Source organism: Kribbella sindirgiensis (genome assembly GCF_004331435.1).
GTDB lineage: Bacteria > Actinomycetota > Actinomycetes > Propionibacteriales > Kribbellaceae > Kribbella > Kribbella sindirgiensis.
Genome location: NZ_SJKA01000002.1, coordinates 487,690 through 509,675 on the forward strand (window position 1 = coordinate 487,690; position 21,986 = coordinate 509,675).

Annotated in this window: 19 protein-coding genes; 12 read left to right on the forward strand and 7 right to left on the reverse strand. The window is 69.7% G+C overall.

Annotated features, from left to right (window positions below):
* Nucleotides 1–220 precede the first annotated feature (220 nt).
* The 6 genes from E0H50_RS06955 to E0H50_RS06980 all read left to right on the forward strand — a co-directional run bounded on the left by E0H50_RS06955 (nt 221) and on the right by E0H50_RS06980 (nt 5,304).
* The gene (locus E0H50_RS06955) at nt 221–823 is read left to right on the forward strand and encodes a MarR family winged helix-turn-helix transcriptional regulator (RefSeq protein ID WP_131285755.1); all 603 of its coding nucleotides are present in this window, start codon (nt 221–223) and stop codon (nt 821–823) included.
* A complete protein-coding gene (locus tag E0H50_RS06960; protein WP_131285756.1) occupies nt 820–2,430 on the forward strand; it encodes an MDR family MFS transporter in 1,611 nt (536 codons plus the stop codon). The genes E0H50_RS06955 and E0H50_RS06960 overlap by 4 nt, the downstream gene beginning before the upstream one ends.
* A 165-nt stretch (nt 2,431–2,595) precedes the next feature.
* Entirely contained in the window at nt 2,596–3,189 is a 594-nt protein-coding gene (locus E0H50_RS06965) for a hypothetical protein (RefSeq protein ID WP_131285757.1), read from the forward strand.
* Nucleotides 3,186–3,506 carry a hypothetical protein gene (locus E0H50_RS06970; RefSeq protein ID WP_131285758.1) on the forward strand — a complete coding sequence of 107 codons (321 nt, stop codon included), beginning with the start codon at nt 3,186–3,188 and terminating at the stop codon, nt 3,504–3,506. Before E0H50_RS06965 ends, E0H50_RS06970 begins: the two co-directional genes overlap by 4 nt.
* A 38-nt stretch (nt 3,507–3,544) precedes the next feature.
* A complete protein-coding gene (locus tag E0H50_RS06975; protein WP_131285759.1) occupies nt 3,545–4,126 on the forward strand; it encodes a hypothetical protein in 582 nt (193 codons plus the stop codon).
* Nucleotides 4,127–4,134: 8 nt separating this feature from the next.
* Nucleotides 4,135–5,304 carry a hypothetical protein gene (locus E0H50_RS06980; RefSeq protein WP_131285760.1) on the forward strand — a complete coding sequence of 390 codons (1,170 nt, stop codon included), beginning with the start codon at nt 4,135–4,137 and terminating at the stop codon, nt 5,302–5,304.
* 54 nt (nt 5,305–5,358) lie between these two features.
* Here the strand turns inward: E0H50_RS06980 and E0H50_RS06985 are convergent, their stop codons facing one another.
* The 3 genes from E0H50_RS06985 to E0H50_RS06995 all read right to left on the reverse strand — a co-directional run bounded on the left by E0H50_RS06985 (nt 5,359) and on the right by E0H50_RS06995 (nt 9,353).
* Entirely contained in the window at nt 5,359–6,615 is a 1,257-nt protein-coding gene (locus E0H50_RS06985; RefSeq protein WP_238150816.1) for an AI-2E family transporter, read from the reverse strand.
* 31 nt (nt 6,616–6,646) lie between these two features.
* Nucleotides 6,647–8,023, reverse strand: coding sequence for a glutamate mutase L (locus E0H50_RS06990; RefSeq protein WP_238150817.1), 1,377 nt, complete (start codon nt 8,021–8,023; stop codon nt 6,647–6,649).
* Between the two features lie 175 nt (nt 8,024–8,198).
* Nucleotides 8,199–9,353 carry a cystathionine gamma-synthase gene (locus tag E0H50_RS06995; protein ID WP_131285763.1) on the reverse strand — a complete coding sequence of 385 codons (1,155 nt, stop codon included), beginning with the start codon at nt 9,351–9,353 and terminating at the stop codon, nt 8,199–8,201.
* Between the two features lie 193 nt (nt 9,354–9,546).
* Between E0H50_RS06995 and E0H50_RS07000 the strand changes: the two genes are divergently transcribed.
* Both E0H50_RS07000 and E0H50_RS42790 read left to right on the forward strand, forming a co-directional pair.
* Nucleotides 9,547–10,128: a hypothetical protein gene (locus E0H50_RS07000; RefSeq protein ID WP_131285764.1), complete on the forward strand. Its 582-nt coding sequence runs from the start codon at nt 9,547–9,549 to the stop codon at nt 10,126–10,128.
* A 10-nt stretch (nt 10,129–10,138) separates the two neighbouring features.
* Entirely contained in the window at nt 10,139–12,418 is a 2,280-nt protein-coding gene (locus tag E0H50_RS42790) for a DUF4097 family beta strand repeat-containing protein (RefSeq protein WP_165547019.1), read from the forward strand.
* Nucleotides 12,419–12,462: 44 nt separating this feature from the next.
* Here the strand turns inward: E0H50_RS42790 and E0H50_RS07020 are convergent, their stop codons facing one another.
* Together E0H50_RS07020 and E0H50_RS07025 are read right to left on the reverse strand one after the other, a co-directional pair.
* The gene (locus tag E0H50_RS07020) at nt 12,463–12,759 is read right to left on the reverse strand and encodes a DUF1905 domain-containing protein (RefSeq protein WP_131285768.1); all 297 of its coding nucleotides are present in this window, start codon (nt 12,757–12,759) and stop codon (nt 12,463–12,465) included.
* Nucleotides 12,756–13,337: a TetR/AcrR family transcriptional regulator gene (locus E0H50_RS07025; RefSeq protein ID WP_131285769.1), complete on the reverse strand. Its 582-nt coding sequence runs from the start codon at nt 13,335–13,337 to the stop codon at nt 12,756–12,758. Before E0H50_RS07025 ends, E0H50_RS07020 begins: the two co-directional genes overlap by 4 nt.
* Before the next feature lie 101 nt (nt 13,338–13,438).
* On the opposite strand from E0H50_RS07025, the gene E0H50_RS07030 reads away from it, so the two are divergent.
* On the forward strand, nt 13,439–15,598 hold the full coding sequence (locus E0H50_RS07030; RefSeq protein ID WP_131285770.1) for an MMPL family transporter: 2,160 nt from the start codon (nt 13,439–13,441) through the stop codon (nt 15,596–15,598).
* Nucleotides 15,599–15,670: 72 nt separating this feature from the next.
* On the opposite strand, the gene yczE is transcribed toward E0H50_RS07030, so the two are convergent.
* Entirely contained in the window at nt 15,671–16,330 is a 660-nt protein-coding gene (yczE, locus tag E0H50_RS07035; RefSeq protein WP_131285771.1) for a membrane protein YczE, read from the reverse strand.
* 63 nt (nt 16,331–16,393) lie between these two features.
* On the opposite strand from yczE, the gene yczR reads away from it, so the two are divergent.
* Both yczR and msrA read left to right on the forward strand, forming a co-directional pair.
* Nucleotides 16,394–17,833, forward strand: a complete 1,440-nt coding sequence (gene yczR / locus E0H50_RS07040) for a MocR-like transcription factor YczR (RefSeq protein WP_131285772.1) — start codon at nt 16,394–16,396, stop codon at nt 17,831–17,833.
* A gap of 200 nt (nt 17,834–18,033) precedes the next feature.
* On the forward strand, nt 18,034–18,672 hold the full coding sequence (gene msrA / locus E0H50_RS07045) for a peptide-methionine (S)-S-oxide reductase MsrA (RefSeq protein WP_131285773.1): 639 nt from the start codon (nt 18,034–18,036) through the stop codon (nt 18,670–18,672).
* Here msrA and E0H50_RS07050 read toward each other — a convergent pair.
* A complete protein-coding gene (locus E0H50_RS07050) occupies nt 18,639–19,580 on the reverse strand; it encodes a lysylphosphatidylglycerol synthase transmembrane domain-containing protein (protein WP_238150818.1) in 942 nt (313 codons plus the stop codon). The two genes, msrA and E0H50_RS07050, sit on opposite strands and share 34 nt — an antisense overlap.
* A gap of 117 nt (nt 19,581–19,697) precedes the next feature.
* On the opposite strand from E0H50_RS07050, the gene E0H50_RS07055 reads away from it, so the two are divergent.
* Complete coding sequence (locus tag E0H50_RS07055; protein ID WP_238150819.1) at nt 19,698–21,983, forward strand: CDP-alcohol phosphatidyltransferase family protein; 2,286 nt, start codon at nt 19,698–19,700, stop codon at nt 21,981–21,983.
* The last annotated feature ends 3 nt before the right edge of the window (nt 21,984–21,986 follow it).

Genomic DNA, 21,986 nt, shown 5'->3' on the forward strand with positions numbered 1-21,986 from the left:
CCGACGAGGGTGCTGGGCCGACCCTTGGCCGGGGTGCCAGCACCACCTCGCGCCGATCCGCGTCACAAAACGCCCCCGTCCGCCGTCGAATTATTGTCCGCTTCTCGCACTCACTGCGGACAGTGACCATCCGGCGACCGAGAGCAAATGAGTGGCGGCTCAGTTGAAGAACCTGGAAACTCATTTGCGTGTATCACGCAAGCATGTATATGCTTGCAGCATGCAAGTAAACGACGCGTACACCCCACAGACCCCCATCGAGGGCGTCATGCACGCGTTCACCCGGATCGGGCGCCGCCTGAAGGCCAAGCAGCCCGGCGACACGATCGACCACAGCGCACACATCGTGCTGTTCGCGCTGCGCTGCAACGGAGCCTTGCGGCTGTCCGACCTGGCCGGAAAGCTCGAGCTCGACGCCTCCACCGCGAGCCGCCACGTGCGGTCCCTGGAGCAGCTCGGACTGATCCGCCGCTCCCCCGACCCGGACGACGGACGCGCGTTCCGCGTCGAGCTCACCGAGCAGGGCATCGAGCAGTGGGAGGCCAGCGCCCGGCACCGGATGGAGCTGCTCAGCGCGGCCATGGAGGGCTGGTCGGAGGAGGACGTGCAGACCTTCGAGCGGCTGATGACCCGCTTCGCGGACGGTGTCGCCGCCCGCACCGAGGCCCCCAGCAGCGCCGCCTGGGCCGACAAGGGCTGGGCGGCGGTCGCCCCGCGACTGCAGTCCGCCGCGGCACAGCGCCGTACCGACAAAGACTCCGCGCCCGGCAGCGACCCTGCCGCCCGCGAGAACAACGACAACAACCTGGAGAGCACCAGATGAGCACCACAGAACCCGCCACCGCCGGCGGGGCTGCACCAACCGACGGTGGTCCCAACTACCTGTCCCACAAGCAGATCCTGGTCGTCCTCGGTGGACTGATGGCGGGCATGTTCCTCGCCGCCCTCGACCAGAGCATCGTGGGTACGGCGCTGCCGCAGATCGTCAGCGAGTTCAACAGCCTCGACAAGCTGTCCTGGGTCGTCACGGCGTACCTGCTGACCTCGACCGCCTCCACCCCGCTGTGGGGCAAGATCTCCGACCTCTACGGCCGCCGCCCCCTGTTCATCGCGGCGATCCTCACCTTCCTGGGCGGCTCCGTGCTGGCCGCGCTGTCGCAGAACATCGAGATGCTGATCGGCTTCCGGGCCGTCCAGGGTCTGGGCGCCGGCGGCCTGATGTCGCTCGCGTTCGCCACCATCGGCGACGTGATCCCGCCGCGCGAGCGCGGTAAGTACATGGGGTACTTCGGTGCCGTCTTCGGCCTGTCCTCGGTGGCCGGCCCGCTGCTCGGCGGTCTGCTCACCGACGGTCCCGGCTGGCGCTGGATCTTCTGGATCAACCTGCCGATCGGCCTGGTTGCCCTGGGCATCGTCGGCGCGGTCCTGAAGCTGCCGCACGTGAAGCGCTCGCACAAGATCGACTACCTCGGCGCCTCCACGGTCGCCGCCGCCGTCACCTCGCTGCTGCTGGCCGTCTCCTGGAGCGGCCCGACCAACGGCTGGGGCACCGCCACCACGATCGCGCTGCTGGTCGCGTCCGTCGTCCTGGCCGTCGCGTTCGTGCTGATCGAGCTGCGGGTGGCCGAGCCGATCATCCCGATGGACCTGTTCAAGGGCCGGATCTTCTCCGGGTACGCCGGGTTCGCGTTCCTGCTCGGCTTCGCGATGTTCGGTGCGCTGATCTTCCTGCCGCTGTACCTGCAGGCGGTCAAGGACATGTCCCCGACCCGCTCCGGGCTGGCGCTGCTGCCGATGATCGTCGGCATCTTCTCCGCCTCGATCCCGAGCGGTCAGCTGATGAGCAGGACCGGCCGGTACAAGATCTACCCGATCATCTCCGCGGTCATGGTCGGCGCCGCGATGGTGCTGCTGTCCACGCTGAGCATGAACACGCCGTACTGGCAGCTGGCGATCTACATGTTCGTGATGGGCGCCGGTCTGGGCCTGTCGATGCAGATCACCGTCACCGCGGCCCAGAACAGCGTGCCCCGGCAGCACATGGGCACCGCGACGTCGTCGATGACCTTCTTCCGCTCGATGGGCGGCGCGATCGGTACGGCGGTCTACGGCGCCGTACTGACCACGCGACTGAAGGACCACCTGACCGACATCGTCCCGAACGCGACGCAGGGCATGGTCGACGGACTGGCCAAGGCGGCCAACTCCGTGCAGGCCCTGCACGGGCTGAAGGAGCCGATGAAGGGCTGGGCGCTGCACGGTCTGGTCGACGCGATGGGCGACGTGTTCCTGGTCTCCCTGCCGTTCCTGGCGATCGCGCTGATTCTCGCGATCATCACGCCGGAGCAGCGGCTGGCCGGCCGCAACGACGGTCCGAAGGCCGAGGGCGAGGACTCGCTGGAGTCCTCCGCGGCCGCCGCGATGCACTGACCACGATGCAGAACTGAGACCGAACTTCGGTTGACCTGCCCGACAGCCGCCCTGGGAAGCTTCCCAGGGCGGCTGTTCTCGTGCTGTCCACGAGCAGGACGTCCGCCTGACCCCTCCGGGGACTTAGTTTCGACATGTACCGCGACGACAGGGACTGCTGCACGGATGAAGACACTTGACCGGCCGCTGGACGACGACGACCGCGCGATGGCCGACATCGCGGAGGTCCGCGACTGGCGGCGCCTGGCCGGCCCGCAGGCCGGCGAGACCGGGCCGGTCCCGGTTCGCCGGCTGATCCGGCGCGTGAAGTCCGGGACGAACTGGAAGCCGTGGCCGATCAACCGCCGGACCGTGATCGACGACCAGCTCGACGGCTGGGGCTTCCTGACCCGCCGCAACACCGAGCTCGCCGTGTACGACGACCAGGTGCTGCCGCACAGCCCGTTCAGCGGCTGGGTCGCGTTCGCGATCGAGCCCGCGGACGTCGAGGAGGCGGCCGCCGGGCTCGACGAGCACTGGCCCGCGAAATTCGACCTCGCCTGCCGGCACTGGGGACAGCCTTCGTACGTCGGAATCGAGAGCAAGACCGGTTTCGAGGACGACTGGTCGCCCGGCGCCGGCATCGACCGCCGCCACCTGGCGGTCTGGACGCCCCCCGGCGCCGAGATCCACCTGTACAGCAACAAGCCGACAGCGAGACCGCTGTCGGTGTCGGTCGGAATCAACTACACCGTCTACCTCAACGAGGAGGGGACATGAGGACAGCAGAGAACCGGGCCCGCGAAGGTCAGCGGGACACCATGTTCACGAACGCTCCGGATCCGGCGCCCAAGGGACCCGTGCACAGCAGTGTCTCGGAGGCGTCGCTCACCGGACTCAAGCACGACCGCCTCGCGGCCGCGGCCGGGCGAGCAACTCTGTCCCCGGACCTGGCCAAGATCGCCGATGTGGCACGGACTCCGCCACTGGCCCCGGGCCAGGCGCGCATCGACGACACTTCCGGCGTACGCAACGAAACCAGCCGGTTCGAGCTCGGCAAAGGCACCGGCAAGGGCAACAGCACGCCCGAACGCTAGACCAGAACACCTGAACGACGGAAGGAACAAGCCCGGAAATGAAAACCCTGGACAGGCCACTCGACCAGGACGAGGCGGCGTTCGCCGACTTCGCCGAGATCACCGACTGGCATGCCATCGCGGGCCCCAACAACGACGCCAGCGGACCGGACGTCGTCCGGGCGATCGTGCAGCGCGTCACCGCCGCAACCGACTGGAAGCCGTGGCCACTCGCCCCCGGCGAGAAGATCGACCGGGCGGTCGCCTCCTGGGGTTTCACCACCAAACGCGGCAGCACGATCATCGTGTTCCCCGGCATGGCGTTCGCCGATGCCCCGGACAGTGGATGGTGCGCGTACCAGCTCGGCCCGGACGACACCGCGGAGGCCGAGGCCGGGCTCGACGCCCACTGGCCGGACCACGTGGCGCTGGCCCGTAAGTACTTCGGCGAGCCGGTCTACGTGAGCGACGACAGCAACCCGAACTTCCTCGACGAGTGGGGACCGGGAGCGGGGGCCGACAAGCGCCACCTGGCCACCTGGCCCCTGAACGGCGCTCACCTCCGGCTGTTCACCACCAAGCCGAGCCGGGACCCACTGACCGCAGCGGTCGGTGTCAACTACGCGATCTACATCGACTAGGAGACACGATGACGACACCATCAGAAGGCCCGGGCGCGTGGCAGCAGGGCAGCTTCACCGGATCCGTTGACTGGCTGCGCAACCTGTCGCAGCAGGAGCAGCAGAACCTGCAGGCATTCGTCGGGATGACGCCGCAGCAGCGCGAGACCGCGATGAACTTCGTGAACCTCGACGACCGCCAGCAGGCGAACCTGATGCGGGCGGCGAACTCCGACCCCTTGCGGGACCGGGTGAACAACGCGATCCAGGGTGCGGTCGCCCGGGTCCACCTGGCCTACGACAACACCCGCGAGCGGATCAGCGACATGGCCACGTCCCTGGCCTCGCAGGCCCGGGACTACCGCGACGTCGCAGTCCAGGGCGCGCGCGACGCCCGGGACACCGTCGTCCAGGGTGCGCGCGATGCCCGCGACACCGTCGTCCAGGGAGCACGCGACACCCGCGACACCGTCGTCCAGGGAGCCCGGGACACCCGCGACACGGTGGTGCAGGGCGCACGCAACGTCGCCGACCGGGCGACCGAGCTCGGCCAGCAGGCCGTCGGTGCGTACGAGACCGGCCGGGACCGGGTCGTGGACGCGGCCCAGCGCGGGCAGGTCCGGCTCGACCAGGCCTGGCAAGCGGGAGCTGACCGCGTCGGCGAAATGCGGGATACGGCTGTCGCAGGTGCCCGGGGCGCGCGGGACGCCGTGGTGCAGGGCGCGCGTGACACCCGCGACGCCGTCGTCGGCGCCGGCCGGAACGCCGTGGCCGCCGGCCGGGACGCGGTCGGGCGCGCGGGCCGCTGGTTCGAGGGCAAGTTCAACGGGACGATGCTCAAGGCCGAGAGCGCGCTCGCGAACTACAACGCCGGCCGGAACAACCCGGACCTGCAGGCGGACATGAAGCAGATCATGCCCGACAAGAGCCGGCTCGAGATGATCCAGCAGGTGAGCGAGAACCTGCACAGTGCGAACGGACCGGTCACGGCAGCGGAGAACGAGGCCATCCAGGCCCTCGCGCAGGAGTCCCAGACCAGGCTCGAAACTCAGACCGCGATGCGGGCCGGCCTGACCGGCGTCGCGCCGGCAGGCGGGCCCGCGCAGCCTCAGGGTGTGACGGGCGAGCAGTCCGGAGAGCAGGGTGCCCAGCCCAAGGTCAACATCACGAAGCCCAAGGGCAACAACATCCAGATCTGAAGCACCGATCCATCGAAGACGCCGCCGGCCTCAGGGCCGGCGGCGTCTTTTCGTTCAGTCTTCGGTGGTTGCTGGGTGGGCCCGGCGTCTGGGCAGGGGTCTGGGTGGTTCGGGGTCTACGTCGTGGCCGGCCAGGTGGTTGACGATGGCGTTCAGTACGGCGGCGGTTGGCACTGCTACCAGGGCGCCTACGATGCCGGCGACCACCACGCCGGTGGCGATCGAGAGGATGATCGCGAGCGGGTGCACGCGGACCGCGCGGCCGAGCAGGAACGGCTGCAGCACGTGCGACTCCAGCTGCTGTACGCCGATCACCACGGCCAGCATGATGATCGCGATCACGGGGCCCTTGGCAACCAATGCGACGAGGACCGCGACCGCGCCGCTGAGCAGCGCGCCGACGACCGGGATGAACGCGCCGACGAAGACCAGGATGCCGATCGCGCTCACCAGCGGCAGGCCGAGGATCGCGGCGCCGAGCGAGATACCGATCGCGTCGACCGCGGCCACGACCACCGTGGCGCGGACGAACGCGGTCAGTGAGACCCACGCCTTCCGGCCCGACGAGTCGGCCTTGTCGCGGGCCCGGCGCGGGAACAGCCGGATCAGCCACGACCAGATCTGCTCGCCCTGGTACAGGAAGAAGAACAGGCAGAACAGCGCGATGAACAGCCCGGCCACCGCGTGGGTCGCCGTCGTACCGACCGCCGCGGCCTGCTGGCCGAGGGCGCCGCCGGACGTGATCTGATCCTGCAACTGCTTGAACAGGTTGGTGATGTCCGCGTCGGTCAGGCCGAAGTTGATCCGGGCCAGGTCGCGCAGCTTCTGCACCCCCTCACCGACCTGGTCGGACAGGTCCTCGAACTGTCCGGCGATCTGCGTCCCGACCAGGGTCAGCAGGCCGGCGATCACCACGATCGTCGCGATGACGGTGATCCCTGCCGCGGGACCGCGCGGCAGGCGGAGCTTCTGCAGGCCCGTGGTGACGGGAATCAGCAGAGCGGTGAGGAGTACGCCGACGGTCACCGGTACGACGACCTCGGACAGGTACCGCATGCCGTAGCCGATCACGCCGACGGCCGCGACGATCACCAGGAACCGCCAGGCCCACGCGCTGGCGATCTCCATCCCCGGCGTCACGCCCCGGTCCGCCTTCGCCGTGCGCGGTGCCGGCTCCTCGACCGACGGCTCGACCGACGGCTCGACCGCCGCCTCGGCAACCGACTCGCTGGACGACTCCAGTACCTCGTTGTCCGCAACCGGGCTCTGCTGGTCGTGCTGTCCGGTCTCGTCCCGCCCCGACTCGCTCATCCCACCTCCGCAAGCTGATGTGGTGATGACACTAGTGCCCGGTCGGGCCCGTTCCATGAATGTGAGTGGCCAGGCCCTCGGCGGCCTTCGGGTCGTCGTCCGCGAGCAGACCGACCGCGGCGAGCACGTAGTCCGCGTCGACGCACACCTCGGCGTGCTGCGGGACCAGCCAGCCCTCCTCCTGCGCGTTGGTCCCGATCGCACCGAGGATCCGGGCCGCGACCTCCGGCGGGTTGTGCCGCAGCACTCCCCCGGATCCGACCAGCAGATCGACCTCGCGCAGATCCTTCCCGGAGCGCTCGATCACCCGGCCGCCAGGCCCGAACACGATCCGCTGCCGTCCCGCGTGCCGGCGCAGCGCGACCGTCGCGGCGACACTCGCCAGCGTCTCGTCGTACGACGCCTCACGTCCGCTGTCCGGAAGGTACGACGGGTCGGCACGCCGGCGTTCGGCCGCGGCGTGCACCTCGTCCACGTCCGCGATCAACCCCGCCTCGGTGCCGGCCGCGACGACGGGGACGGCGCTCCAGCGCATTCCGAGATCGCCTTCGACGGTCCGGGTCACGGGATGCGGCGCGACCACCTCGCGTCCGAGGTTCGCGTCCTCCGGGTCGAGCTCGATCACCGAGTGCACGTCGGTGGTGGCCCCGCCGATGTCCACGACCGCCACGTCACCGTGCAGCGCGGCGAGTACCTCGACACCCCGCAGTACGACGTCCGGCGTCGCGGCGCGGACCATCCGTGCGAAGGACGGGTCCCGCGACAGGTTCTTCCCGCCGATCACGTGCTCCAGGAACATCTCCCGGATCGCGGCCCGGGCGCTGTCCGGTGCGAACACACCGATCTCCGGTACGACGTTTTCCGCCAGAACATGCGGTACATCCGCCGCGGCCAGTGTTTCCGTGATTTCCGCCTGCGCATCGATGTTGCCCGCGACAACGACCGGTGTCCGCCACCGGTACTTCGCCAGCGTCTCGGCGGCCTTGAGCAGTACGGCCGCGTTGCCGCCGTCGGTACCGCCGAGCAGCAGCACGACGTCCGGGCGATCCTTGCGCAGCGCCTTCTGGCTCGTCGCGGTCAGCCCACCGCTGACGACCGCCACGACGCGCCCGCCGCTGGACAGCGCCACCCGCTTCCCCGCCTCCGCGGTCACGAGCTCCTCGTTGCCCACGACACCGATCCGCAGCCCGCCGCCGGCACTCGAACACGCCAGCACCTCGGCGTTCCGGACACCCCGGTCGGCCGCCTCGAGTACGGCGCGACAGGCCTGCCACCCGTCCATGACGTCGGTGTCGATCGTCGTACGGTGCTCGGCCCGGGCGACAAGCTCACCCGAGCCGGAATCCACCGCAACCGCCTTCGTAAACGTCGACCCGAAGTCAACAGCGACCACCAGGCTCACACTCACCCACCTCTCCATCGCAGCCACCCACCGAAGGACCCACCCACGCGCCCATTTGCTGGGCTGACCCAGCAAATTGCTGGGTCAGCCAGCCAAGTTGGGGGTTCCCCACCGCCATTCAGGGTCACGAACCCCGCATTTGGCTGGCTGACCCACGAAATGGGCGGGGGTGGGGCGAGGGTTAGGAGAGGGCGCGATCGAGGTCGAGGAGGAGGTCGTCGATCGTCTCGATGCCGACGCTCAGGCGGATCAGGTCCGCCGGGACCTCGAGCGGGGTGCCGGCGACCGAGGCGTGGGTCATCTTGCCGGGGTGCTCGATCAGGGACTCGACGCCGCCGAGGGACTCCCCGAGGGTGAAGACCTCGGCCTTGTTGCAGATGTCCAGCGCCTGCGCCTCGCCGCCGGTGACGCGGAAGCTGACGATCCCGCCGAACCGCTTCATCTGCTTGGCGGCGGTCTCGTGGCCCGGGTGCCCGTCGACGCCCGGGTACAGCACCTGGCTGACCGACTGGTGCCGCTGCAGGAACTCGACGACCTTCTCGGCGTTGTCGCTGTGCCGGTCCATCCGGACGCCGAGCGTCTTGATGCCGCGCAGCACCAGCCAGGAGTCGAACGGCCCGGCGACGGCGCCGATCGCGTTCTGATGGAAGGCGATCTTCTCCGCCAGCTCGGCGTCCCGCACGATCAGCGCACCGCCGACCACGTCGGAGTGCCCACCCATGTACTTCGTCGTCGAGTGCACGACCACGTCCGCGCCCAGCTCCAGCGGCTGCTGCAGGTACGGCGAGGCGAACGTGTTGTCGACCACCAGCAGGGCGCCGGCGTCGTGCGCGATCTGGGCGACGATGGCGATGTCCGCGACGTTCAGCAGCGGGTTGGTCGGGGTCTCGAGCCAGACGACCTTCGTCCGTCCCGGCTGGATCGCGGCCCGGATCGCCTCCGGGTGCGTGACCGCGGCCGGCGTCATCTCGACGCCCCAGGTGCCGAGAACGCGGGCGAACAGGCGGAACGTGCCGCCGTACGCGTCGTCGGGGAACACCACATGGTCACCCGGCACGCACAGTGAGCGGATCAGGGTGTCCTCGGCGGCGAGACCGCTGGCGAACGCGAACCCGCGGTTGCCCGCCTCGATCGCGGCCAGACACTCCTCCAGCGCCGTCCGGGTCGGGTTCGCCGACCGGGAGTACTCGTAGCCGTTGCGCAGCCCGCCGACGCCGTCCTGCTTGTAGGTGCTGGTCGCGTAGATCGGCGGGACCACCGAACCGGTGGTCGGGTCAGGCTCGTTCCCGGCGTGGATGGCGAGCGTCTCGAAGCCGTAGCGGTGTTCCGTGTTCACCGGACCAGCGTACGGCCTGGTCTGATCGGGTCCCGCACGACGTCCGGCGCTGAGACGATCCGGCGGATCCTGGTTGTCCACAGCTGCGTCGTACTCGCTGGCGAATGACCCATAGGGCCGCCTACGGTTGCGCACAGAGGGTCATCTGGAGGTTTGCGGTCATGGACCGGGCAAGGAAGGACGACGGCGCCGGATGAAGACGCAGGACAGGCCACTCGACCAGGACGACCTGGCGATGGCGGATCTCGCCGAGATTCCGGACTGGACCGTGATCGCGGGACCGGACGGCGACGACGCCGGGCCCGAGGTCGTGCGCGCCCTGGTGAACCGGGTGATGGATCAGACCTCGTGGCAGCCGTGGCCGCTGCAGGCCGGCGAGGTGATCGGCGCCGACATGGTCTCGTGGGGGTTCACCACCCAGCGCGGCACCACGATGATCGTGTTCGACGGTCTGGCGTTCCCCGACTGCCCGGACAGCGGCTGGTCGGCGTACGAGATCGGTCCGGACGACATCGCCGCCGCCGAGTCCGGGCTGGACGCGCACTGGCCGGACCACCTCGAGCTCGCGACCAGGCACTGGGGGGAGCCCGACTACGTCGGCGACGAGGGCAGTCCGACGTTCGCGGACGAGTGGGAGCCTGGCGCCGGGACCGGCCGCCGGCACCTGGCCGTCTGGCTGCGTCCGGGCGCCCAGATCCACCTCTACAGCACCAAACCCAGCAAGGACCCGCTGACGACGTCTGTCGGGGTCAACTACGCCGTGTACATCGACTAGGAGACCCCACATGAGCGAGCCCTCACAGGAAGGTACCGGCGTTCGCGCCAGGTACTCCCGTTGGCGTGCCACGTCGCGGGGTCGCAAGACGCTGAAGGCGGCGTACGCGCAGGCGGCCCGCGACGTGAAGCGGATGGACCCCGCGGTCCGTGAGCGGATCGGCCGCGCCAACATGACGCAGTCCGACCTGCAGCAGCTGGCGACCCTGCATGTCGACTCAACGATGCGCCCGGATCGGTCCGCCGGTCTCTCGGAGCGGCTCGGCCAGGCAGCGAACGCCCGGCTGCAGCAGGCGGGACCCGCCCCCAGGCAACCCCGGATCTCCAGGACCAGGAACCCGCTCCGCAGACTCGCCCGCAGGTACTCACGCTGGGGACGGAACGAACGGCGTGGGACGAAGACGCTCAAGGCCGCGCTGACGCAGGCGGCGAAGGATGTGAAACGTACCGATCCGGCCGTGCTGCGTACCATCGGTCGATCGACGCTGACCAGCGCGGACCTCGCGGCGCTCGCGTCGGGCCGGATGGATCAGGTGTTCCGGCCGGAGGGCCGGCTCCAGGGGCTGTCCGGGCAGCAGAACGGCGCTGGGCGGCAAGGGCAGGGCATTCAGTCGCGGGACGCAGTGCGGCAGGTGCCGCAGCTGTCCGAGCAGATGAGCCAGCGGATGGAGGCGCTGCAGCAGTCGATCATCGAGAGCCAGCGGCAGGTCATCTCGCTGATGGAGGAGAACAACCGCCTGCAGGCCGAGATGCGTCAACTGCTCGAGGCGCGCGTCCAGCAGCTGGAGCAGGAGAACGCCGCGAACCCGAGCCTGGAGCCCGCTCAGCAACGGGAAGCCGCCAACCAGCTGGAGACAGGCGCCGACCAGGAAGCGGGCGAACGCACCGAAGGCGAATCCGAAGCCCGCGCGGAGGGCGAACCCCGCACGGCAGGCGAAGCCGAGGTCGGCGAAGGCGAGCCCCGCGGCGCGGGCGAAGCCGGGGTCGGGGACGACAACGGGCAGCAGGTTGGTGATGGCGGGGAGCCGCAGACGCCTCAGGCCGGCCCGGAGGTCGACGGTGCGGAGACGCAATCGCCTGCGGAAGGCTGGACTGTCTCGTCCGAGACCCAGGGCGAGTCCGTCAGGGCCAGCGAGGCACGAGAGGACCGGCAGACCACAGGCGAGGTGGAGGCACCCGCAGCCAGCGCGCAAGATCCAGCGGTCACGCCGGCGCCTGCCGTCGACACCCAACAACCAGGCACCGACCCCCAGCAGCCTGGGGTCAACGGCCAGCAACCAGCGGGCGAGGCGCAGCAACCGCAGGAACCCGCGGCGGCGACGGCGCCGAGGACGCCTTCTACCCGTCGGGAACTCGTGGCAGACACGCCCGGACCCGTCACCATCGACGCCGAGCTGATGCGATCTGCCGGCAAGGTCACGGTCAGGGTCGATCCGAACTGCACGCAAGCCAGGCTGGAGATCTCGACCGCCGACACCGAGGGCCCCTCGGCCGAGGCGGTACAGCGCGCAACGCTCGGGCAGAACAGCGACGGCGTACTCTCCGCGAAGGTTGCCGGCACCTCGAACGGCGCTGTGATCAGCACGGGGAACAACGGCATCCAGATCTCCGGGTACAACGGTTCGATCCAGGTCAACGGCGTACAGATCAACGGCGACGGCACCCCGGCTCCGTCGCCGATCGAGGTGACCGCCGTCGTACCGCCCGGAAGTGCGCTGAGCGCGCGGACCCAGAGCGCCGATATCGAGGCCCATGGCCTCACCGATGTCGACGCACGGAGCCAGTCCGGTGATGTGAACGTGGACTCCGCGAGATCCGTCGTCGCCGACACCCAGTCCGGAGACGTCTCCGTCGGCCGGGTCCAGGACCTCGACGCCAGGTCACAGAGCGGGAACGTGTCGGCCCAACGGGTCGAGGGCGAGGTCCGGGCGAAGACACAGAGCGGGAACGTGTCGGTCAACCAGTTCGCCGGCGGGACAGCGCGCGTGGGCTCGATGTCCGGCAACGCCAACATCCACGTCGTCGATCCGGCCGCGAACGGGCCCAGGATCGTCCGCGCCGACTCGATGTCCGGCAACGCGACCGTCAGCACCTCGAGCGAGGGGGTCGCGCAGAACCTGAACGCCGACGCGACGTCGATGACCGGTCGCGCCAGCGCGCCGCCGCGTGCGTCCGCCACGCCCATGCACCAGTCGGGCCAGGGCGCCAGACCGGACCAGGGCGCCAGGCCTGACCATCAGATGCCAGGTCGGCAGGCCCCCACGGCCCGCGGCCCTGCCTCAGAAAAGTGACACGGGACCGCAGCGTCGACCGCGGCACCTGACCACGGGAACGGTCAGAAGTCGGTCAGCGTCAGCCGGGTTTCCACTGGGGTGCCCTCGGCGAGGTTCTCGGCGGTTCGGACCGGTTTCTTGACGGGGAGGACGTAGGTGCCGGTCTTGGTGGGAAACACCGAGGTCTGCCAGGTGGTAGCGCCTATGGTGACCGTGACCCGCACCGAGCCGAAGCCTTTCCGGCGGCCCTCGGTGAGGTCGGTGATCTCGTCGCTGACGTCCTCCGGCACCGTGACGAAGTACCAGCTGCCCTCGCCCTGGTGCTCCCACAGCGGCGCGGTGAACCGGTAGCCCGTCATTCGCCGACCGGCAGGCCGCGCCGAGCGAGGACGGCGCCGGCCGCGTCCAGCAGCACCAGGCGGAGCTCGTCGTCGGTGACCGGCAGATCGGCGCCGGCCGACATCGCCGCCCCGACCGTCTCGACGGCGGCCCCCGCGCGCAACCGGTCCGCCGGGCTCGGATCCGGTCCCGCCAGCCAGAGCTGGAATCGGCGGCTCTGGGCGATCAGCGCGTCGAGGTCGTCCCCGAAGGCCGCGAGTACGGCGGCGATGTCGCGGAGCAGGGTCGGCCCGGTCGACCGGTGCGCGACGACCACGTCGACGTACGCCCGCAGGACCAGACGCTCGTTCTCCGGGGACCACGGCAGCGTCTCGGGGAGCTTCAGGATCTGGAACATGTCGTCGAGGAACGTGCCGACGATCGCGCGCAGCAGCTCCTGCTTCGACGAGTAGTGGTAGTACAGCGACGCCTTGGTGATGCCGACTTGCTCGGCGATCTCGCGCAGGCTCGTCTTGTCGTACCCCTGGGTGGAGAACAGGTGGACCGCGGCGCGATGGATCTCCGCCTTGGTGTCCCGGGAACTGGTCGCGTGCTGCACGTCACCACCTTCTCACCTTCACCCGCCTACCGGTCGGCAGGTAGTCTACCTACCGACCGGCAGGTAGACAGTGTGTTTCAACCCTCAGGAGGGGGTTCGGGGTGTTCACCAAACTCGGACGCTTCGTCGTCCACAACCCGTGGAAGGTGATCGCCGCCTGGGTGGTCGCGGCGGTCGCCGTGATCGCGTTCGCGCCGACACTCGCGGACGTCACCACCAAGGACCAGGCGGCGCTGCTGCCCGACAAGTACGAGTCGGTGCAGGCGCAGAAGCTGGCCGCCGACGCGTTCGGGCAGACCAACGACGCGACCGCCAGCATCGTCGTCAAGCGGAACGCGGGCGGCGAACTGACCGCGTCCGACCAGGCGAAGGTCACCGAGGTGGCCACCAAGATCACCGCGGCGAAGATCGAACGGGTCACCGCCGCGATCACCGGCCCGCAGGCGGTCTCGCCGAACAAGCAGGTCCAGATCATCAGCGTCGGCCTCAAGGGCGCGCCGGACGAGCAGGCGGTGCTGGACGCCGTACAGAAGATCCGGGACGTCACCGGCAGCACCTTGACCGGCGCCGATCTCGAGTACGGCGTGACCGGCGACGCGGCGCTGATGCTCGACAACCAGGACGCGTTCGACAACGCCTTCATCGTGGTCGGCATCGCGACCGTCGTACTGATCGTCGGCCTGCTGCTGGTGATTTACCGGAGCCCGGTCGCGGCGTTCCTGCCGATCCTGACGGTCGGTCTGGTGTCGGCGATCGCGCCCGGCCTGATCGCGCTGGTCGCGAAGGCGACCGATCTGCAGGTCACGCAGGACCTGCAGACGATCCTGACCGTCGTGCTGTACGGCGTCGGCACCGACTACATCCTCTTCCTGCTGTTCCGGTTCCGTGAGCGGCTGCGCGCCGGCGAGGCGCCGAAGGAAGCGCTGGTGAACGCGGTCGCCCGGGTCGCCGAGGTGATCGTGTCGGCGGCCGGCGCGATCGTGGTCGCGTTCAGCGCGCTGCTGCTCGCGGTGTTCGGCGGGTTCAAGAGCCTCGGCCCGGGTCTCGCGATCGCGGTCGCGGTGATGGCGTTCGCGGCGATCACGCTGGTCCCGGCGGTCGTCTCGCTGCTCGGCCCGAAGGTGTTCTGGCCGTCGAAGTCGTGGCAGAAGACGCCGAAGGGCGCGATGTTCAAGCGGTTCGGCACGTTCACCGCGCGGCGTCCGGCGGTGGTCGCGGCGATCTCCGGCGGCGTGATGGTCGTGCTCGCGCTCGGCTCGCTCGGGATGAAGGTCGACTACGACGCGTTCAGCCAGCTGCCGGACGGCACCGAGTCCTCGCGCGCGATCAAGGACCTGCAGGCGGGTTTCCCGGCCGGCGCGCTGAACCCCACCACGGTCTACGTCCGGAGCACCGACGGTACGCCGCTGGATCCGGCCGAGCTCACGACGTACGCCGGGAAACTGGCGAAGGTCGACGGTGTCGGAGGGGTGCTTCCAGCCGGCGCCGACGGCAGCATGGCGTTGCTGAACAAGGACAAGGCCGTTGCCCAGATCAACGTCGTACTGAAGAACGCGCCGTACGCGAACGCCTCGCTGGACCTCGTCGACGGGAAGCTGCGTGACGTCTCGCACGCGGAGGCTCCGGAGGGTACGACGACGTTGCTCGGCGGCGTGACGTCCAGCTACACCGACATCCGGGACGCCAACAGCCGGGACCTCTCGGTGATCTTCCCGGTCGCGGGCGGACTGATCGCGGTCATCCTCGCGCTGCTGCTGCGGTCGCTGATCGCGCCGCTGGTGCTGATGCTCGCGGTGGTGCTGAGCTTCTTCAGCTCGATCGGCGCGACCGTGTTCGTGTTCCAGGGCGCCGCCGGGCATGCGGGCGTGACGTTCTCGCTGCCGATCATGCTGTACCTGTTCGTCGTTGCCATCGGCACCGACTACAACATCCTGATGATCGCCCGCTTGCGTGAGGAGGCCGAACGCGGGACCGATCCACGGACCGCGGCCGACCGCGCGATCGAGCACGGCGGCCCGTCGGTGGCGGCGGCAGGATTGATCCTGGCCGGTACTTTCTCGTCACTGATGCTGGCCGGTATGGCGCTGCTCACCGAGATGGGGTTCTCGGTCGCGGCCGGGATCGTGATCTCGGCGTTCGTGATGTCGAGCTTCCTGGTGCCGAGTGTGATCGCACTGCTCGGTCGCCGCGCCTGGTGGCCGCGCCGGATGAAGGTCGACTCAGCTGTCCCCGAGGAGCGCGAGCTCGAACCTGTCAGCTGACAAGAACCCGCAGGCTGAGGGGTCCTGCGAGAAGAACGGGTCCCGGACCGCTACTGGTCCGGGACCCGTCTTTCATTCGCGCTTCAGGCGGACGGTGAAGATCGGCAGCAGGATGTGGACGAGCGGGCCGATCGAGAGGGCGTAGACGACCGTGCCGACGCCGATCGAGCCGCCGAGCAGGAAGCCCGTGGCGAGGACGGTCAGCTCGAGCGATGTCCGGACGAGACGGACACTCAGACCGGTACGGCGTACCAGGCCGGTCATCAGGCCGTCGCGGGGACCGGGGCCGAACTGGGCGCCGATGTAGAGGGCGCCGGCCAGCGCGTTGAGAACGACACCGGACAGCATGAACACGATCCGCAGCCAGAGCGCGTCCGGGCGATCGACCGTGGCCAAGGTCAGGTCGGTGACCAGGCCGATGACGATCGCGTTGCTGATCGTGCCGAGACCGGGCCACTGGCGCAGCGGGATCCAGGCGAGCAGTACGACGAAGCTCATCGCGATCACCACGGTCCCGAAGCTGAGCGGGAGGTGCTTGGTGATGCCGGAGTGGAACACGTCCCACGGGTCGAGGCCGAGGTTGCCCTGGATCATCAGGCCCATCGAGGCGCCGTACAGCGTCAGGCCGACGTACAGCTGCACCAGGCGGCGCGGGAGGTGGCCTGCCTTCAGCTGCTGGATCGGGTTGAGCGGCGCGAGCTGACGTGGCGGGGCATCGGAGGTGGCGGTCACGAGATCCAGTGTCCGGCGTAAGTGGCCTGGTATTCGATAGCCAGTTGCGCGATAGTGGACTGCATGCGAGCCCGTTATCTTCCTGCCAGCACGTTAAGCGGCCTGCTCGGCGAGTGGGCCGACGGGACCGGTCCGGCGTACCGGATCCTGGCCGAGCGGCTCCGGCTGCTGATCGCGGACGGGCGGATCATGCCCGGCTCGCGGCTGCCGAGCGAGCGTGAGTTGACGGAGGCGCTGGGGGTCAGCCGTACGACGGTCGCGTCTGCCTATCGGGAGCTGCGGGACAGCGGGTACCTGACGAGCCGGCGTGGTTCGGGCAGCGTCACGGCGCTGCCGTCGAAGGTCGAGCCGGAGCTCGGGCGGCACCACGCGCCGGGGATCGACACCGACGGGCTGTACGACTTCACCTGCGCGGCGCCGGCCGCGGTCGCCGGGATCAGTACGGCGGTGGCGTCGGCGGCGCTCGAGTTGCCGCTCCATCTGGCGACACCGGGGTACCACCCGCAGGGGCTGCCCGTACTGCGTTCCGAGATCGCGGCGGCGTACAACGACCGTGGGTTGCCGACGACCGCGGACCAGATCATCGTCACCGCCGGGGCGCTCGCCGCGACGTCCATCGCGGTCCGGGCGATCACGCAGATCGGCGACCGGGTCCTCACCGAGAGCCCGACGCACCCGAACTCGGTGGACGCGATCCGGCGCAGCGGGTGCCGGGTGGTCGCCGTACCGATGTCACCCGGCGGCTGGGACCTGCCCTTGCTGGAGGCAACGATTCGGCAGACGGCGCCGCGGGCGGCGTGGATGGTGGTGGACTTCCAGAACCCGACCGGTTTCCTGATGTCCGCGGCGGATCGGCAGCGGCTGGCGCGGGCGTTCGCGCGGTCGCGGACGACGGCGATCGTGGACGAGACGCTGTTCGAGCTGTCGCTGGACGGGCAGGAGATGCCGCCGCCGTTCGCGTCGTACGACCCGGACGGTGTGATCACGGTCGGGTCGGTGAGCAAGTCGTTCTGGGGCGGGTTGCGGATCGGGTGGATGCGGGTGCCCGAGGCGCTGGTCGCGCGGATCCTCGACGCGCGGGCGTCGATGGACCTCGGTGCGCCGGTGCTGGAGCAGTTGGTGGTCGCGGACCTTCTGCGGCGCCGCTCCACGCTGCTGCCGGAGCGCCGGGCGTCGCTGGCGGAGCGGCGGGACGCTCTGGCCGCCGCGGTGTCCGCCGAGCTGCCTTCGTGGAAGTTCCGGATGCCGTCGGGTGGGTTGTCGCTGTGGTGCGAGCTCCCCGAACCGGTCGGTTCCAGCCTCGTCGGCGTCTCCCAGCGCAACGGCGCGCTCCTGGTCGCCGGGTCCCGCTTCTCCCCCGACGGCGGCCTCGAATCCTTCATCCGCCTCCCGTTCACCCTCGAGCCCGAGGCGCTGCGCGACGGGGTCGAGCGGCTGGCGGCGTCGTACGCCTCCCTGACCACCGGCGCTCCTACCCGGCGGGCTGGCGTGATGATCGCCTAGGCGGACCTCCACCACTCATCAAGCTCGCGCTGGCGAGCCGGTTCACGCTCAGCCGTCGCGTCCGACCGTCCCCTGCGGGCGGTTTGTGAGTGGTGCAGGTCCGGGGTCGGCACGTCATCGTGCCGTAAGGGGTGCCGGGAAGGTTCGTCTGGCCGGGGGCGTTGGGAGACTATGAGAGTCACACTGCGAGAGGCGTGAGAATGTCGTTCTTCAGCCGCAACACCGCCATGGTCGAGCCGGCGGCCGCGCTACCCGGCCGGCCCACCCCAGGCTTCGCCGTACCGGACGAGAACATCGTCCTGCACACGCCGCAGACCGCTGCCGCGCCCGAGGGCTTCGAGGAGGTCTGGTTCGGCACCGGATGTTTCTGGGGCACCGAGGAGATCTTCTGGCAGCAGCCGGGCGTGTACACCACGGCCGTCGGGTACGCGGGCGGTTACAGCCCGAACCCCTCGTACGAGGAGGTCTGCACCGGGCGCACCGGTCACGCGGAGGCCGTCCGGGTCGTGTACGACCCGACCAAGACCACCTTCACCGACCTGCTGAAGGTCTTCTGGGAGACGCACGACCCGACGCAGGGCATGCGCCAGGGCAACGACCTCGGTTCGCAGTACCGCTCGGCGATCTACTACACCACCGACGCCCAGCGCGCCGAGGCCGAACGCACCCGAGACCTCTACGCCCCCGTCATCAAGCCCCTCGGCTACGACGACATCACCACCGAGATTGCCCCCGCCACCACGTTCTACTACGCGGAGGCCTACCACCAGCAGTACCTCCACAAGAACCCGAACGGGTACCGCTGTCACAGCAATACCGGCGTACCGTTTCCTGCCTGACGTTCCTGAGGGCGGCCCTCACCGGTTGGTGGGGGCCGTCTTCGTTTGCTTGCCAGGAGGACGACGGCTCCGGGCAGGGTTGCGGCCAGTGCGAGTACGCCGTACACCACCGCGACCGTGAGGCCCAGCGTCGCGCCCAGCCCGGCCGAACTGAACGCCCAGGCGGCCGCGCCCTCGCGCGGACCCCAGCCTGCGATGTTCGTCGGCACCGCCGAGGCCGTCAGCACGACCAGTGCCAGGGGCAGGAGCCGAGCCGGCGACACGTCCGCTCCGGTCGCTCGCGCTGCGATCAGGAACACCGCGGCATGGCCGAGCACGGCGACGGTCGATGCGAGCACGATGCCAGGCCAGGCGCGCCGCGCGAGGACCGCGTCGCGGAGATCGCTGGTGAAGGCGCGTCCGATCCGCGAGGAGGCGCGACGTCGGTTCAGACAGAGGAGTACTGCAACCAGTGCCACACCGGAGACGACCACGACCGTCAGAGCGACCGGGGGAACGAAGGCGCCGGCGGGCCAGGACAGCATGAGCAGCACGCCCACCGTCAGCACGATCTGAACCGCAAATCCGGACGTCCGCTCCCACGCGACGGACCGCAGGCTCCGGCCCAGGTCGCCGACCTCGTGCCCGTGGCGCACGGCGCGATGTACGTCGCCCATCACCCCGCCGGGCAGCGTGGCGTTGAGGAACTGGGACCGGTAGTACGCAGCCACCGCGGTCCTCAGCGGCATCTCGACGCCAAGCCCGCCGGCGACGAGCCTCCACCGCCATGCGCAGCACAACGTGGTCAGCGACGTGATGGCAAGCGCGGCGGCGAGCGGCCAGCCGGTCGTCAGTCGAAGCCCGTCCACCACTGGCCCCGTACCCACGCGCCACACGAGAACGGCGAGGATCGCGCCGCCGCCCGCCACGCGCGCCCAGTTCCAGATGCTTCGTTTGATGGCAGTTCCGATCTCGTAGTGGGGTCCGGATGAACCGGTGCGAGGCTGTTCTCGTGTGACCGTCGTACCCGCAGATACGGAGGCATCGTGCGTCTGGTTCAGCGTCGAGTGCGCAGCCTGATCGGCCCGCTCGCCGGCTTCGCTTGCCTGCTCGTGCTGCTCGGGATCCTCGCGGCGACCACTGGCCTCGACGTCGCCGGCTGGGCGACCGGCGGTGCCTGCGGAGCCGGTCTTTCCGCGCTGACCGCCCGCTCTCTGGCGCATCACCGTCGTGACGGGCTGGGGCCCGCGGACAGAGTGACGCTGGCTCGGGCGATCCTCGCCTGCGGGGTCGCAGCGCTCACGGCGGACTCGTTCGGCGGCCGGACACCGGTGGCGATTTTCGTGACGCTCTCGACGATCGCGCTGATCCTCGACGGCGTGGACGGCCGGATCGCTCGGCGTACCGGCACCGCATCGGCGTTCGGGGCACGCTTCGACATGGAGGTCGACTCGTTCCTCGTTCTGGTCCTGAGCGTGTACGTCGCACCCACGATGGGCTGGTGGGTGATCGCCTTCGGCGCAGCCCGCTACGTGTTCGTGGCCGCCGGCTGGGCGGTGCCGTGGCTGCGCGGCTCACTCCCGCCCCGTTACTGGGCCAAGGTCGTCGCCGCGATCGTGGGCATCACCCTGACCGTCGCGGCTGCCCGCATCCTGCCCGATGCCGTGACCACGGTGGTGTTGCTAATCGCCCTGGGACTGCTGGCCGAGTCGTTCGGCCGTCACACCTGGGGCCTCTGGCGCCTCGCCGGAAGCCCGCGGGGAACTCGTGCCACCGTGACCTCGGCGCTAGCGGTGCTCCTGGTCTGGGCTGCGCTCCTCGTGCCGGACCACACCGGCGACCTGTCACCGGCCACGTTCCTCCGGATCCCGCTCGAGGGCCTGGTCTTCGTCGTTCTCGTATGGGTGCTGCCGCCGAGACCGGCGCGGATCCTCGCGCTGATCACCGGTCTCCTCGCCGGGGTGCTGATGATTCTGCGGCTGCTCGACAGAGGTTTCTACTTCGCCCTCGACCGCCCCTTCCACCCGGTGTACGACGCGGCGTACGCGGACTCCGCGCTGGCCCTGCTCGGCGACTCGATCGGCCGTGCCGGAGCCCTCGCCGTCTTCATCGGAGCAGGCGTCCTCTGTGTCGCCCTGCTCGCCCTCCTGCCACTGTCGGCCGTGCGGGTGAGCCGGCTCGTGGCGAGACACCGGCAGCCGACGATCCGGATCGTTGCGGTCCTGGCTGTGATCTCGATCGTCCCCACGCTGACCGGCGCCTGGCCCATACAACAGCTCGCCTCGACCTCCGCGGCTCGGCTCGCCACGCAGGTCCGTGACGACCTCCGCGACCAGCAAGAGTTCGTACGAGCGCTCGAGCACGATCCCTTCCGCGACACCCCGGGCAACGATTTGCTGACCGGTCTGAGGGGCAAGGACGTCCTCCTGGTCTTCGTCGAGAGTTATGGACGCACAGCACTCGACTCTCCAGTCGTCGGGGCGGCGCTCGAGGCCGGGGACCGGCGGCTCCAGCAGGCCGGCTTCTCCTCGCGCAGCGGCTTCCTCACCTCGCCGACCTTCGGCGGCATCAGTTGGCTGGCGCACTCGACCCTGCAGTCCGGGCTGTGGGTGGACAACCAGCAGCGGTACGACTACCTCGTCACCCTTGACCGGCTCACTCTCACCGGCGCGTTCGGCCGCGCCGGCTGGCGGACAGTCGCCGACGTACCGTCCAACGACAGGGACTGGCCGGTGGCGAAGACGTACTACCACTACGACGCGGTCTACGACCGCCGGAACGTGGGGTACGTCGGGCCGGCGTTCAGCTATGCCTCGATGCCTGACCAGTACACCCTGGCCGCGCTCCAGCGGCTGGAGCTGGAAAAGCCGAACCGCGCTCCCGTCATGGCCGAGGTCGACCTGGTTTCCAGCCACACGCCCTGGGCACCGCTCCCCCGGCTCGTCGACTGGAGCCGAGTGGGTGACGGCTCGGTCTTCGACCCGATGCCGGCCGAGGGCGACTCGCCGGAGGACGTATGGCGGCAACCGGACCGTGTGAAGGCCGCCTACGCACAGTCCATCGCGTACTCGCTCGACACCGTGAGCTCTTTCGTACAGCAGCGCCACGACCGCGACCTGGTGCTCGTCGTCCTCGGCGACCACCAGCCGGCCAGCATCGTGTCAGGCAACGGCTCGAGCCACGACGTACCGGTGAGCATCATCGCCGCCGACCCGGCCGTGACGGATCGGGTAGCCGACTGGGGCTGGACGGACGGGCTGCGGCCGGACGCCGGCGCACCGGTCTGGCCGATGGATACCTTTCGGGACCGGTTCCTCACCGCCTACGGCTGAACC

Excerpts from the sequence above, each read along its gene's own strand:
- E0H50_RS06975 (WP_131285759.1), top strand. The coding sequence starts at position 3,545 with ATGAAAACCCTGGACAGGCCACTCGACCAGGACGAGGCGGCGTTCGCC.
- E0H50_RS06985 (WP_238150816.1), bottom strand. The coding sequence starts at position 6,615 with ATGAGCGAGTCGGGGCGGGACGAGACCGGACAGCACGACCAGCAGAGC.
- msrA (WP_131285773.1), top strand. The coding sequence starts at position 18,034 with ATGTCGTTCTTCAGCCGCAACACCGCCATGGTCGAGCCGGCGGCCGCG.
- E0H50_RS06965 (WP_131285757.1), top strand. The coding sequence starts at position 2,596 with ATGAAGACACTTGACCGGCCGCTGGACGACGACGACCGCGCGATGGCC.
- E0H50_RS42790 (WP_165547019.1), top strand. The coding sequence starts at position 10,139 with ATGAGCGAGCCCTCACAGGAAGGTACCGGCGTTCGCGCCAGGTACTCC.
- E0H50_RS06955 (WP_131285755.1), top strand. The coding sequence starts at position 221 with ATGCAAGTAAACGACGCGTACACCCCACAGACCCCCATCGAGGGCGTC.
- E0H50_RS06960 (WP_131285756.1), top strand. The coding sequence starts at position 820 with ATGAGCACCACAGAACCCGCCACCGCCGGCGGGGCTGCACCAACCGAC.
- E0H50_RS07000 (WP_131285764.1), top strand. The coding sequence starts at position 9,547 with ATGAAGACGCAGGACAGGCCACTCGACCAGGACGACCTGGCGATGGCG.
- E0H50_RS07020 (WP_131285768.1), bottom strand. The coding sequence starts at position 12,759 with ATGACGGGCTACCGGTTCACCGCGCCGCTGTGGGAGCACCAGGGCGAG.
- E0H50_RS06970 (WP_131285758.1), top strand. The coding sequence starts at position 3,186 with ATGAGGACAGCAGAGAACCGGGCCCGCGAAGGTCAGCGGGACACCATG.
- yczR (WP_131285772.1), top strand. The coding sequence starts at position 16,394 with ATGCGAGCCCGTTATCTTCCTGCCAGCACGTTAAGCGGCCTGCTCGGC.
- E0H50_RS06980 (WP_131285760.1), top strand. The coding sequence starts at position 4,135 with ATGACGACACCATCAGAAGGCCCGGGCGCGTGGCAGCAGGGCAGCTTC.